General features: G+C 64.3%; 13 protein-coding genes. 3 read left to right on the top strand and 10 right to left on the bottom strand.

Features of this window, described 5'->3' with window-relative positions; genetic code table 11:
* Window positions 1-10: 10 nt before the first annotated feature.
* Both panE and P9239_RS04360 read right to left on the bottom strand, forming a co-directional pair.
* Window positions 11-949, bottom strand: coding sequence for a 2-dehydropantoate 2-reductase (gene panE / locus P9239_RS04365; RefSeq protein ID WP_309749257.1), 939 nt, complete (start codon window positions 947-949; stop codon window positions 11-13).
* A gap of 38 nt (window positions 950-987) precedes the next feature.
* On the bottom strand, window positions 988-1,329 hold the full coding sequence (locus P9239_RS04360) for a hypothetical protein (protein ID WP_206469091.1): 342 nt from the start codon (window positions 1,327-1,329) through the stop codon (window positions 988-990).
* A 279-nt stretch (window positions 1,330-1,608) separates the two neighbouring features.
* On the opposite strand from P9239_RS04360, the gene gndA reads away from it, so the two are divergent.
* Complete coding sequence (gene gndA / locus P9239_RS04355) at window positions 1,609-3,015, top strand: NADP-dependent phosphogluconate dehydrogenase (protein ID WP_309749256.1); 1,407 nt, start codon at window positions 1,609-1,611, stop codon at window positions 3,013-3,015.
* A gap of 49 nt (window positions 3,016-3,064) precedes the next feature.
* Here gndA and P9239_RS04350 read toward each other — a convergent pair whose 3' ends face one another.
* The 6 genes from P9239_RS04350 to P9239_RS04325 form a co-directional block, all read right to left on the bottom strand.
* Window positions 3,065-4,186 (bottom strand): Gfo/Idh/MocA family oxidoreductase, encoded by a 1,122-nt coding sequence (locus P9239_RS04350; protein WP_309749255.1) that lies wholly within the window; start codon window positions 4,184-4,186, stop codon window positions 3,065-3,067.
* Window positions 4,183-5,244, bottom strand: coding sequence for a sugar phosphate isomerase/epimerase (locus tag P9239_RS04345; RefSeq protein ID WP_309749254.1), 1,062 nt, complete (start codon window positions 5,242-5,244; stop codon window positions 4,183-4,185). Before P9239_RS04345 ends, P9239_RS04350 begins: the two co-directional genes overlap by 4 nt.
* Window positions 5,245-5,309: 65 nt before the next feature.
* Complete coding sequence (locus P9239_RS04340; RefSeq protein WP_309749253.1) at window positions 5,310-6,272, bottom strand: substrate-binding domain-containing protein; 963 nt, start codon at window positions 6,270-6,272, stop codon at window positions 5,310-5,312.
* Between the two features lie 31 nt (window positions 6,273-6,303).
* Window positions 6,304-7,320 carry an ABC transporter permease gene (locus P9239_RS04335; protein ID WP_309749252.1) on the bottom strand — a complete coding sequence of 339 codons (1,017 nt, stop codon included), beginning with the start codon at window positions 7,318-7,320 and terminating at the stop codon, window positions 6,304-6,306.
* Window positions 7,301-8,788, bottom strand: a complete 1,488-nt coding sequence (locus tag P9239_RS04330) for a sugar ABC transporter ATP-binding protein (RefSeq protein WP_309749251.1) — start codon at window positions 8,786-8,788, stop codon at window positions 7,301-7,303. The genes P9239_RS04335 and P9239_RS04330 overlap by 20 nt, the downstream gene beginning before the upstream one ends.
* 2 nt (window positions 8,789-8,790) lie before the next feature.
* Entirely contained in the window at window positions 8,791-9,810 is a 1,020-nt protein-coding gene (locus P9239_RS04325; protein WP_309749250.1) for a LacI family DNA-binding transcriptional regulator, read from the bottom strand.
* A 198-nt stretch (window positions 9,811-10,008) separates the two neighbouring features.
* Here P9239_RS04325 and P9239_RS04320 point away from each other — a divergent pair, with 198 nt between their 5' ends.
* Entirely contained in the window at window positions 10,009-10,428 is a 420-nt protein-coding gene (locus P9239_RS04320) for a YciI family protein (protein WP_309749249.1), read from the top strand.
* Here P9239_RS04320 and P9239_RS04315 read toward each other — a convergent pair.
* Window positions 10,425-11,132 (bottom strand): SDR family oxidoreductase, encoded by a 708-nt coding sequence (locus P9239_RS04315; protein ID WP_309749248.1) that lies wholly within the window; start codon window positions 11,130-11,132, stop codon window positions 10,425-10,427. The two genes, P9239_RS04320 and P9239_RS04315, sit on opposite strands and share 4 nt — an antisense overlap.
* A 77-nt stretch (window positions 11,133-11,209) precedes the next feature.
* The gene (locus P9239_RS04310; RefSeq protein ID WP_309749247.1) at window positions 11,210-11,638 is read right to left on the bottom strand and encodes a MarR family winged helix-turn-helix transcriptional regulator; all 429 of its coding nucleotides are present in this window, start codon (window positions 11,636-11,638) and stop codon (window positions 11,210-11,212) included.
* 363 nt (window positions 11,639-12,001) lie between these two features.
* Between P9239_RS04310 and P9239_RS04305 the strand changes: the two genes are divergently transcribed.
* Window positions 12,002-13,162 (top strand): branched-chain amino acid ABC transporter substrate-binding protein, encoded by a 1,161-nt coding sequence (locus tag P9239_RS04305; RefSeq protein ID WP_309749246.1) that lies wholly within the window; start codon window positions 12,002-12,004, stop codon window positions 13,160-13,162.
* Window position 13,163 lies beyond the last annotated feature (1 nt).

Raw genomic sequence — 13,163 nt, 5'->3', positions numbered from 1 at the left:
CCGCGTGCGTTCATGCATGGAGCGAGCGCGCCCGCCTCGCCTCATACGCTTTCAGATGCGCATAGGCAGTTGCGAGCACGGAGGACGGCGCATCGACCGCCGTTTTTCGTCGCGCGAGCAAATCGCCGACGATATGGTCCGCTTCGATGGGCGCGTTGTTCTCGATATCGCGCAGCATGGAGGCGGTCATCTGCGAACCGCGCTCGGAGAAGAAGGCACGCGCACGCGCGACCACGGCATCGCCGGGTGCATAGCCGTTGTCGGCGGCGATGCCGCAACATTCGTCGAAGAGACGGCGCAACAGGTCTTCGCCGCCCGGCGCGGTCACGATGTCGCCGATCGGCGCGCGCATCAGACACGTGCCGCTCGCGAGCGTCGCGAGGAAGACCCACTTGTCCCACATCGACTGGAGGACGTTCTCGCTCACGTTCAGTTCGTAGCGCGCGCCGCCGAGTTGCTGCGCGAAGGCGTCGATGCGCGCCGTCCGGCCGCCCGCGCGCTCGCCGATCGTCATCGACTGCATGTTGTTCAGATGCACGATGGTGCCTTCGGCATCGAGCGTCGCGCCGATCACGCATTGGCCGCCGAGCACGTTCGCCGCGCCGAAACGCGCGTCGAGCGCATCGAGATGAGCCATGCCGTTCAGAAGCGGCAGGATCGCCGTGTCGGGACCGACGGCAGGCGCGAACGAATCGATGGCGCCTTGCAGATCGTAGGCTTTGCAGCTCAGGATAATGAGATCGAAAGGCTTGTCGATCTCTTGCGCAACGACAATGGGCGGATTCGCGAAACTCAGATCGCCGTCAGGACTTCGCACGTTCAGTCCGTTCTCGCGCAGCCGCTCGGCGCGGCGTTCGCGCACGAGAAAGGTCACGCCCCTGCCCGCTTCCAGCAGCCGCGCGCCGAAATAGCCGCCAATCGCCCCCGCGCCCACGACCAGAATCCGCATGTCTCGCTCCTTATCGCGATAGTTGTTCAATGCTTCCGCTATGCCTGCCAGACGCCGTAGCCCGCCTCACGCAAACCGATGGCCAGTTCCACTTCCATGTCGCGCGCGCCGTCGTAGGGCATCGGGTTGTACATCTCGTAGAGATGCGGCAAGAGCCGCAGCCCGAATTCCCGCACATAGCGGTTCGACTGAATGCCCGCCTTGTGCTTGTCGAAACGCACGTCCGGGTCCACGCCCGTCATCCCGACATACACGAACGGCTTGCCCAGCACGTAGTCGGGATTCGCACGACGAAAGCGCGCCTCGTTCCAGACGGCGTCCGAGAGTTCGACGACATAAACCGAATAGTGATGCGCGCGCGTGCGCCGGGAAAGCGCCATGGTTCGTTGATTGCGTTGCCGAGATGTCGCGCCGATGGCGGGCGTCCATTCTATGCCGGCACATCGCGCCGCGCTCGACCGCGCACGCTGCCGGATAGCGCCCAAAGTGGTAAATTCGGGCGGTCTGCGCTCGCGCACCGGCCGGGCGGCGGCGCAATCCTTCGCCGGTCGGACATGAGGACGACCCCTTTCGCGCGAGAGCCGCATTCAATCGACACGTTTTTTCCCGGAGCGCCCGCGCCACGAGCCGCGATCGCTTCGGTCATCCGGAGATCAAGCATGAGCAAACAAGCTATCGGCGTAGTGGGTCTCGCCGTCATGGGCAGCAATCTGGCCTTGAACATCGAGAGCCGCGGGCACGCTGTGTCGGTCTACAACCGCAGCCGCGCCAGAACCGACGAACTGATTGCCGAACACCCCGACAAAAAGCTCGTGCCCACGTACACCCTCGAAGAGTTCGTGCAGTCGCTCGAAACGCCGCGCCGCATTCTGATGATGGTGAAAGCCGGCGCCGGCACCGACGACACCATCGCGGCGCTGCGTCCGCTGCTGGAAAAAGGCGACATTCTCATCGACGGCGGCAACACGCATTTCACCGACACCATCCGCCGCAACCAGGACCTCGCGAAGTCGGGCCTGCATTTCATCGGCACGGGCGTGTCGGGCGGCGAGGAAGGCGCGCTGAAAGGGCCGTCGATCATGCCGGGCGGACAGAAGGAAGCCTACGAACTCGTCGCGCCGATCCTCACTGAAATCGCCGCGAAGGCGCCGGACGGCGAGCCGTGCGTCGCGTACATGGGACCGGACGGCGCGGGCCACTTCGTGAAGATGGTTCACAACGGCATCGAGTACGGCGACATGCAGCTGATCGCCGAAAGCTACGATGTGCTCAAGCGCGTCGCGGGGCTGTCGAACGAAGAACTCGGAAAGGTCTATGTCGAATGGAATCAGGGCGAGCTGGATAGCTATCTGATCGAGATCACGTCGAAGATTTTCTCCAAGAAAGACGAGGAAACCGGCAAGGATCTCGTCGATGTCATATTGGACCGCGCCGCGCAGAAGGGCACCGGCAAGTGGACTAGCCAGAATGCGCTGGATCTGGGCGCGCCGCTGCCGCTGATCACCGAAGCCGTGTTCGCGCGCGTGCTGTCGTCGCTGAAGGATCAGCGCGTGGCGGCTAGCAAGGTGCTGTCGGGGCCGACGCCCAAGTTCGACGGCGATCGCGCGGCGTTCATCGAATCGGTGAGGCGTGCGCTGTATCTGTCGAAGATCGTTTCTTATGCGCAGGGCTTCGCGCAATTGCGCGCGGCATCCGAGGAATACGACTGGAATCTGCAGTACGGCGAGATCGCGAAGATTTTCCGGGCGGGCTGCATTATCCGCGCGCGCTTCCTGCAGAAGATCACCGACGCTTATGCGACGGATAAAGACCTCGCGAATCTGCTGCTCGATCCGTATTTCAGCGATATCGCCGCGAAGTATCAGGATGCATTGCGCGATGTGGTCGTCGCGGCGGTGAAGGCGGGTATTCCGGTGCCGGCTTTCTCGTCGGCGATTGCTTATTTCGATGCGTATCGGTCGGAGCGGCTGCCGGCGAATCTCGTGCAGGCGCAGCGTGATTTCTTCGGCGCGCATACGTTCGAACGGACGGACAAGGCGGGGAGTTTTCACGCGAATTGGGCGTGATCGCTCGTTGATGATTTAGTGGACGGGGCGGCTCCCGCGGCCCCGTTTTCTACTCCACCCCCACCCATCCCCCATCCCCCGCACTACTCCGCAACACCGCCTCAACAAACCGCAACCCCGCGACCCCATCCTCCACCGTCGTAAGCCACTCGTCGCCCTGCGTCGCCCCTCGCGCAATACACCCCGCCGCATCCGCATAAACCTGCGCGAACGCTTCGATATACCCTTCCGGATGCCCCGCCGGCACGCGCGTCGCATGCAGCGCCTCGGCGCTCTGCACACGCCCGCGTGTGATCCGCTGTGACGCCCCGCCAACCGGCGTGAACCACAGCTCGTTCGGCGCCTGCTGATCGAACATCAAACCCGCCTTCGTGCCATACACGCGCAGCCGCAGCCCGTTTTCCTCGCCCGCCGCGACCTGACTCGCCCACAGCATGCCGCGCGCGCCGTTGGCGTAGCGCAGCATCGCCTGAACATGATCGTCGACGCGCCTTCCCGGCACGAACGTCGTCACTTCCGCCGATAACTCCGAAGGCCTCATGCGCGTCACATACTCAGCCAGCTGATACGCATGCGTGCCGATATCGCCGAGACAGCCCGTCGGGCCCGCGAGCGCCGGATCGGTGCGCCACGCGGCCTGCCGGTTCGCCTGCGTCTCGACGGGCATCGAGAGCCAGTCCTGCGCATACTCCACCTGCACGACGCGGATATCGCCGAGCGCGCCGTCCCGCACCAGCGCGCGCGCATGGCGCACGAGCGGATAGCCGGTGTACGTGTACGTCACCGCGAACACGCGATTCTTCTCCCGCGCGAGCTTCGCCAACGCCTCGCCTTCATCGAGCGATACCGCAAGCGGCTTGTCGCAGATCACGTGGATGCCGGCCTCAAGAAACGCCGTCGCAATCGGCGCATGAAGATGGTTCGGCGTGACGATCGCGACCGCTTCGATGCCATCCGCGCGACTCGCTTCGACGCGCGCCATCTCGCGATAGTCGTCGTAGCTGCGGGGCAAGCCGATGGCCGCAGCGCTCGCCGCCGCGCGCTGCGGATCGGACGACAACGCGCCCGCCAGCAGTTCGTACCGGTCATCAAGCCGCGCCGCCATGCGATGCACCGCGCCAATGAACGCGCCCTCGCCGCCGCCGACCATGCCGAGCCGCACGCGTCTCATGGCTTATCTCCGATGCCAAGCACTTCGCGCATTTGTTCGCGGCTTGCGCCGCTGCCAGCGAAGTCGTCGAACGCATGCTCGGCCACGCGGATAATGTGATCGCGAATGAACACCGCGCCTTCCCGCGCGCCGTCTTCGGGATGCTTCAGCGCGCATTCCCATTCCAGCACGGCCCAGCCTGGAAAGTCATATTGCGCCATTTTCGAGAAGATCGCCTTGAAGTCGATCTGGCCATCGCCGAGCGAACGGAAACGCCCCGCGCGCTCGACCCATCCCGAATAGCCGCCGTACACGCCTTGCCGCCCGTTTGGCCGGAACTCCGCGTCCTTCACGTGAAACGCCTTGATGCGCGCGTGATAGATGTCGATGAACGCGAGATAGTCCAGTTGCTGCAAGACGAAGTGACTCGGATCGTAGAGGATGTTCGCACGCGGATGATCGTCCACGGCCGCGAGAAAACGCTCGAACGTCACGCCGTCGTGCAGGTCTTCGCCCGGATGCAGCTCGTAACACACGTCGATGCCCGCGCGGTCGAACTCATCGAGAATAGGACGCCAACGCGTGGCGAGTTCATCGAACGCGGCTTCGACGAGTCCCGCCGGGCGCTGCGGCCACGGATACACGTACGGCCACGCGAGCGCGCCCGAGAACGTGACGTGCGCATTCAAGCCGAGCCGCTTCGATGCCGCCGCCGCGTGCTTCAACTGCGATATCGCCCACTCAGTGCGCGCTTGCGGGTTGCCGCGCACGTGCGGCGCGGCGAAGCCGTCGAAGAGCGTGTCGTAGGCCGGATGCACGGCGACCAGTTGCCCTTGCAGATGCGTCGACAATTCGGTGATCGCCACGCCCGCATCTTCGACCGTGCGCCGGATGTCGTCGCAATAGGCATCGCTCGAAGCGGCTTTTTCGAGATCGATCAGACGCGAGTCAGCGGGCACCTGAATGCCCTTGTAGCCGAGCCCCGCCGCCCACGACGCAAGACTGGCAAGCGTATCGAACGGCGCTTCTGCGCCCATGAACTGCGCGAGAAAAATCGCCGGGCCGTTGATGGTCTTCATCTTTCGCCTCGCTATGAACGCCGGTCAGCGCCGTCAGCGCAAGACCGGCTCCGCACCCGAAACGCTCAGAACGGCGAGTTCGGGAAATAGAACTGCTTTGCGTTGTCCTTCGTGATGAGCACGGAAGGGATGATGGTCGTCGGCGGCAGCTTGTCGCCCTTCAGGCGCGCCTCGGCCGTGAGCTTGATCGCGTCGTAGATGAACTTCGGCGAGTACGAGACGTCCGCCTTCACGCGCTGGTCGCCGTCCATGATGCGCTTGACCGCTTCCTTCGATCCCGCGCCGCCGAACACTTCCTTGACATCCGTGCGATGCGCCTGGTCAATCGCCTTCAGCACGCCGATCATCATGTCGTCGTCGGCGGCCCAGACCGCGTCGATATGCTTGAAGCGCGTGAGATAGTCCTGCATCACCTTGAAGGCGTCGTCGCGGTTCCAGTTCGCGTACTTCGCGTCGAGAATCTTGATGTCCGGATGCTGCTTCATCACGCCTTCGAAAGCCGTCCAGCGTTCGTTGTCGAGCGTCGTGGGAATGCCGCGCAGCGCGACGATATCGCCCTTGCCGTTCAGCGTCTTCGCCAGATATTCGGCGGGCAGCTTGCCGAACGCGGTGTTGTCTCCGGCCACATACGCGTCTTGCGCGCTGGTGTCGGTCAGGCCGCGGTCGACGACGGTCACATACACGCCCTTCTTCTTCACCTGCGCGACCGGCTGCGTGAGCGACGCCGATTCGAACGGGAAGATCACGAGCGCGTTGATCTTGTTGACCGTCACGAGATCCTGTAACTGATTGGCCTGCTCCGGCGCGCCGGACGCCGTTTTCACGATGACCTTCAGATCGGGATGCGCCTTCTCCAGCTCCTTCTTGGCCTCGTTCGCCCACCAGACGATGCCGCCCGTGAAACCGTGCGTGGCCGTCGGAATGGCGACGCCGAGCACGACCTTGTCGGCGGCGAAGGCGGACGATGCGGCGGCGAACGCGCTCGCCGCGAGCGTCAGCGCGCCGAGCGCGCGAAACAGCTTTTTCATGACGAAGTCTCCTGTTATTCGAAGTAGAAAATCACCGACGGCCACGCTGCAAGAAGGCTACGAAAATGATCACGGCGCCCTGCACCGCCGCGTTCAGATACACGCTGATGATGCTCGTGAGATTCAGGATGTTGTTGATGACCGAAAGCAGGATCGCGCCGATGACCGTGCCGATCACGCGCCCCTCGCCGCCCTTGAGCGCGGTGCCGCCGACCACCACGGCGGCGATCGCTTCCAGTTCCCATAACAGGCCGGTCGTCGGCGTAGCTGACCCTAAGCGCGGCACATACAGCACGGTCGCCACGGCCACGCACAGTCCGAGCAGCACATAGGTCGCGATCTTCACGTTGTCCACGCGAATGGCCGCGTAACGCGCGACCTGTTCGTTCGAGCCGATGGCCTGCACGTGCCGCCCGAACACGGTGCGGTTCAAGACGAGCGCGCCGCCCGCCGCGACGATCGCGAAGATCCAGATGGGCACCGGCACGCCGAAGAGGTTCGCGTAATACACGGGGCCGTAGAGATCGACGAGCGAATTGTCGAGCGTGAGCGCGCCGCCGTCCGCGAGCCACGTCAGAAGCGCGCGGAACACGCCGAGCGTGCCGAGCGTCACGATGAACGGCTCGATGCGCCCTTTGGTCACGAGCAGTCCGTGCGCGAAGCCGAAGAGCGCGCCGAGCACGAGCGCCAGCACGATGCCGAGCGCCACGATCAGAAGCGGCGGCAGCGCATGGCCGCGCACGCCCTGAAGCAAGCCGTTCATCATGAAGATCATGCTGCCCGCGATGAGCGCGGCCATCGACCCGACGGACAAGTCGATGCCGCCCGAGATGATGACGAAGGTCATGCCGACCGCAATGATGCCGATGAACGACGTGCGCGTGAGCACGTTCATCGCGTTGTCGAAGGTGGCGAAGTCGCCGTTCAGAAGCGTCCCGCCGATGCACAGCGCGACCAGCCCGATCAGCGGCCCGACGCCGAGCAGAAACCGCGCGACGGCGGTGAGACGGCTTTCTTGCGCGGTATCTTCAGTGTGTGCCGGTCGCATGCGCGATCAACCTCTCTTCGGTCAGAAGGTCCATGCCGAGCGTCGCGACCAGTTCGCCCGCGCGCATCACGGCGACGCGATGGCACAGTCCGATCAGTTCGATCAGCTCGGAAGAAATGACGATCACCGCGCGGCCTTCGGCGGCGAGGCGATGAATCAGGAAATAGATGTCGCGTTTCGCGCCGACATCGACGCCGCGCGTGGGTTCGTCGAGCACGACCACGCGCGGATCCGGATGCAGGTATTTCGCGAGCGCGAGCTTCTGCTGATTGCCGCCCGACAGCATGCGGGCGCGGCTGCGCGTATTGCCGGTGCGAATGCCGAAGTCCTTCACCGCGAGCGTCAGCGCGTCGCGCTCGGCGCGCGAGTCGATGAGCGGGTGCGCGTAGCGTTCCAGCGTCATCATCGTAAGGTTGTCTTTCAGCGCCATGTCCACGTGCAGGCCGCGTCCCTTGCGGTCTTCGCTCAAGTACGTGATGCCGTGGCGCATCGCGTCGCGCGGGTTCTTGAGCTTCACCGTCTCGCCTTCGATGGCGACGCGCCCCGCCGCCAGCGGCCGCAAGCCGACGAGCGCCTCGAACAGCTCCGTGCGTCCCGCGCCGACGAGCCCCGCGAAGCCGAACACTTCGCCCTGGCGAACGGAAAAGCTCACGCCTTCCGCCCATCCGGGCACGGACGCGCCGTCCACCTGAAACGCGAGCGGCGCCGTGTCGGCGAGCGCGGGTTTCGCGGGGAACATGTCGGAGACTTCGCGGCCCACCATCAGATTCGCCATTTCGCGGCGCGTGAGGTCGGCGGTCGGCGCGCGTGTGACGAAGCGGCCGTCGCGCATCACGATCACTTCGTCGGTCACGCGTTCGACTTCATCGAGCTTGTGCGAGATATAGACGATAGTCGTGCCCGCGTCTTTCAGCCGTGCCATCAGCGCGAAAAGGCGCTGCGTTTCCGAAGGCGTCAGCGTGGCGGTCGGCTCGTCCATGATGAGCAGGCGCGCGCGGCGCAGCATGGCCTTCGCGATCTCGACCAACTGCTTCTCCGCGACGATCAGCTCGCGCACCTTCGTGTCCGGATTCTTGTGCAGGCCGACTTCGCCGAGCGCGGCGCGCGCGTCCTCGCGCATGGCGGGTTCATCCAGAAAGAAGCCTTTGCGCAGTTCGTGGCCGAGAAACATGTTCTGCGTGATGCTCAAATGATCCGCGAGGTTCAGTTCCTGATGGATCAGCACGATGCCCGCGCGCTCGGCATCGCGCGAACTGGCGAAAGCGGCGGGCCTGCCGTCGATCAGCAGGTCGCCCGCGCTCGCGCGTTCGTAGCCCGCGAGAATTTTCATGAGCGTGGACTTGCCCGCGCCATTCTCACCGAGCAAGCCGTAGATCCGGCCGGGCGCGAGATCGAAGCTCACGCCGTGCAGCACGCGCACCGGCCCGAACTGTTTCTCGACTGCTTCAAAGCGCACGGCAAGGCTCATCGTCAGGCGCTCCTTCTTTGTATCAGGCGATGCGGCAGCAGCACGCCGGGCACGTCCGCGTGCGGATCGCGCAGGCGCTTGAGCAACAGATTCGCCGCCGTTTCGCCGAGCGTGCGCATCGGCTGCGCGACGGTCGTGAGCGGCGGCACGGCGTGCGCGGCCACGGCGATATCGTCGAAGCCGACGACGGCGACATCCTCCGGCACGCGCAATCCCACGCCGCGCAGGCCGTTCATCACGCCGATGGCGAGCGTATCCGACACGGCGAAGATGGCGGTAGGCCGGTCGCGCCCGAGCGACGCGAGCTGCGCGGCGGCCCGCTCGCCGGCATCGTAGTCGAGGCTGTCCAGTTCCACTTGCCATGCCGGATTCGCGGCGATACCCGCAGCCTGCAGCGCATCACGATAACCCGCGAGCCGCTGACGGCCATACAGATAGCCCTCTCCTGAATTGATCAGCGCGATGCGCTCGTGCCCCTTCTTCAGCAGATAACGCACGACATCGCCCGCGGCAAGATGATTGTCGATGCCCACGTAAGGCACGCGCGCGGCCGGATCGAACTCGCAGCACGCGACCCACGGCAGCATCGATGCCTGTTCCACCAGCGCCTTCTGCACGGCGGCGGGATCGAGGCAGATCGCCCCGTCCGCGCGGCGTCCCCGCAAAAGGTCGAAATAGCTGCGTTCGCGCAGCGGGTCCGCGCCGGTATCGCACAGCAGCATGAAGTAGCCGTTCTGCCGCGCGACTGTATCGATTCCGCGCACGATGGCCGCATAGAACGGATTGCCGAAGTCGGGCACCATGGTCAGCAGCAGGCGGCTTTCCGCCGTGCGCAGATTGCGCGCAAGCTCGTTCACGCGATAACCGCTCGCCGCCACCGCCTCGCGCACTTTCTCGCGCGTCGCTTCGCGCACGTTGCTGTGGCTGTTGAGCACGCGCGACACCGTCGCGACGGATACACCGGCGCGCCGGGCAACATCGGCAATGGACACTTCCTCGCGGGGACGCACGGTTTCAGACATGCTGAACGCCAGACGGCGGACGAGATGTAATGGATTACATTATTTGACACGGCCCAGCCGGAAGGCAACCTGAATCGGATAGGGATAAACGCCTAAGCCAGCGCTTTATCGCGCGTGTCGATCCCGTTGCTGCTTGCTCGTCGTGAACATTGAACGCGCACTCCTGCGCGGTCCATGACTTTGACGAGGAATACGCCCATGCGTTTCATGATGCTGATGATCCCGCGCGGCTACGAAAGCGCAGAGCCCGGCACGATGCCGAGCGCCGAAGCCGTCGCCGCGATGATGAAGTACAACGAAGACTTGCAGAAGGCGGGCGTGCTGCTCGCGCTCGACGGGCTGCATCCGCCGTCGATGGGCGCGCGCGTCACGTTCGAAGGCGGCAAGCCGCGTGTGACCGACGGCCCGTTCGCCGAAGCGAAGGAAGTGCTCGGCGGCTACTGGATGATTCAGGTGAAATCGCGCGAAGAGGCAATCGAATGGGCGAAACGGTGTCCGGCTTCGGAGAACGAGATCATCGAAGTGCGGCAGGTCCAGGAATTCGGCGACTTCCCGCCTGACGTGCAGGAAGCCGCCGCCGGCTTCGAAGAGATGCAGAAGGCGCCGAAGCCAGCCTAGCGGGGAATGCCGGTGATGTAGATCGGCTTCGCGGTGGACAGCGACTGCTTGACGGCGCGTCCGGTGTCATCCACGAGCACTTCTTCTTCGTCGCGTTCGACGGCGGCAAGCACTTGCTCGACGACGCTCGCGGGCGAGATTTTCGGCGCGGTGACGTCCGCGACCATGTCGGTGTCTATATAGCCGGGATGCACGCCGACCACGAGCGTGCCCTGCGCGCGCAACTCGTCGCGCAGGGCGTTGGTCACGGCCCATGCCGCCGACTTCGAGGCGCTATAGGCGCCCGCATCCGGCAACGCAACCCAGCTCAAGACCGACAACACGTTGATGACCGCGCCGCCGCCGTTCTTCTTCAGCGTCGGCGCGAACGCCTGCGTCACGGCGAGCGGGCCGATCACGTTGACGTCGAAGAGATCGCGCATGTCTTGCGTCGATGCCCCATCGAGCAACGCGCCGCGCGCCAGCGCGCCCGCGTTGTTCACGACGATCTGCACGTCCGCATACTTCGACGCAGCGTCGGCGATATCGGCGGGCTTCGTGACGTCGAGACGAATCGCTTCGACGCCTTCGATATCCACGCTGCCGGGATCGCGCGCCGCCGCGTAGACCTTGGCGGCGCCCGCCTGCAGCAGCGACTTCGCAAATTGCTTACCGAGCCCGCGATTCGCGCCGGTGACGAGTACGACCTTTCCCTTGACTTGCATGGCTGCTCCGCTTTCAGTGCATATGCACTAATGAAGTGTCGAAAAAGCACCCGCCGATGCGTGCCTCGCTTGCTGAATCATTCCATCGCGGTCATCTCGAACAGCATCTGACGCAGCGATTTCGCGCGCTTCTCGCCGAATTTCTGCTCGAACTCGGCTTGCGCGGTGTGCCATTTCTCGACGCCTTGAGCCAGCAGCGTCTTGCCCGCCGCCGTCAGCGTGAGGCCGACCGCACGCGAATTTGCCGACTGCTGCTCCGCCTGAACGAAGCCGTCGCGCTGAAGCGGCTTGAGTGCGCGCACGAGCGTCGTACGGTCCATGACCATGGCGTCCGCGAGTTCGACCATCTGCACGCCGGGCTTGCGCGCGATCGACGCCAACAGCGTGAATTGCGCCGATGTCAGGCCGACTTCGCCCATGTGCCGCTCATACAGTTGCGACACATAACGCGCTGCCTGCCGGATGGCGAAGCAGTTGCAGTCGAGAGGAGATGAGTGGGTCGTCATAGATCGAAGCATAGATGTGTATATGCACTTCCGTCAAGTTCGACGTTTGCATCGGCGTAATAGGCGCAGTACATGAAGCGGCGCAAATCGTCGTGCGTCGAAGGCGGGCGGATCGCGCGGTGCCGCGTCGCGTCTGCGCGAGCGGCTCGTTCGGGCTGTGCCGAAATCCGCAGTCGTCGCGCGACTAATCGACAAGACGCGGCCAATTTGGCTCCCTACATTGCGCTTGTCCGCCGCCGTGCGGGGCATGGGCGCGAGTTTCGTCCGAACGAGGGCAACTCCGTCTTGCCGGCGGGTAATTGGTCATGTTCCATGCAGTAGCCGCGTTCCCTGGATTGCCAAACCACAAAAGGAGAGGAAACCATGCGTGTCCGTACGAGCCTCAAACCCTTGGCATGGCTGGTGGCGTGCGCCAGCGCCGCAATCGCCGTCGTGCCCGTGACCGCCGCAGCAGAAGACGTCACCGTGAAGATCGGTTTCGCCGCGCCGCTCACCGGCGCAAACGCGGGTTACGGGAAGGACCTCCAGAACGGCGTGCAGCTTGCCCTCGACGAAGCGAACGCGAAGAAGATCAGCATCGGCGGCAAAACAGCCAAGTTCGAGATTCAGGCGGAAGACGATCAGGCGGACCCGCGCGTCGGCGTGCAGGCGGCGCAGAAGCTCGTCGATGACGGCGTGGCCGTGGTCGTCGGCCACTTTAATTCGGGCACGACACTTCCCGCTTCGCCCGTCTACAACAACGCCGGCATCCCGGTGATCGACCCGGCCGCGACGAACCCGACCATTACCACGCGCGGCCTCGAAAACGTGTTCACGGTCATTTCGAGCGACGCGCAGAACGCCGGCAACGCGGGCGCCTACGCCGTCACGACGACGAAAGCCAAACGCATCGCGATCATCGACGACCGCACGGCCTTCGGTCAGGGCGAAGCCGACGAGTTCGAGAAAGCGGTGAAGGCGAAAGGCGGCAACATCGTCGGACGCGAATTCAGCGACAACCAGACCGTCGATTTCAGCGCGCAACTCACGCGCATCAAGGCCCTGAACGCGGACCTGATTTTCTTCGGCGGACTTGACCGGCAAGCGGCGGCCGTGGTCAAGCGCATGAAGCAGCTTGGCGTCAACGCGCAGTTCGTGGGCGGCGGCGGCGTGATGGACGCCGATTTCCTGAAGCTCGCCGGCGACGCAGCCGAGGGCGCGCAAGCGTGGGAATACGGCAGCCCGCTCGACAAGCTGCCGCAAGGCAAGGCGTTCAGCGACAAGTTCCAGAAGCGCTTCGGCGTGGCGATTCTTTCCTACGCGCCTTTCGGCTACGACGCAGCGTGGGCCGCGATCAACGCGATGCAGAAGGCGAATTCAGCCGATCCGAAGGTGTATCGCCCCGTGCTGAAGAAGATTTCGTTCGAAGGCATCACGGGACCCATCGCCTTCGATGACAACGGCGCGCTGAAGAACGCGTCGTCGACGCTGTATCAGGTGAAGAACGGCCAGTGGGAAACGGTCGTCACCAAACACGGCATGTGAC

Source organism: Caballeronia sp. LZ062, from assembly GCF_031450785.1.
Taxonomy (GTDB): Bacteria; Pseudomonadota; Gammaproteobacteria; order Burkholderiales; family Burkholderiaceae; genus Caballeronia.
The sequence above is the reverse complement of the archived record's forward strand: the minus strand, read 5'-3'. Positions and strand labels throughout refer to the sequence as shown.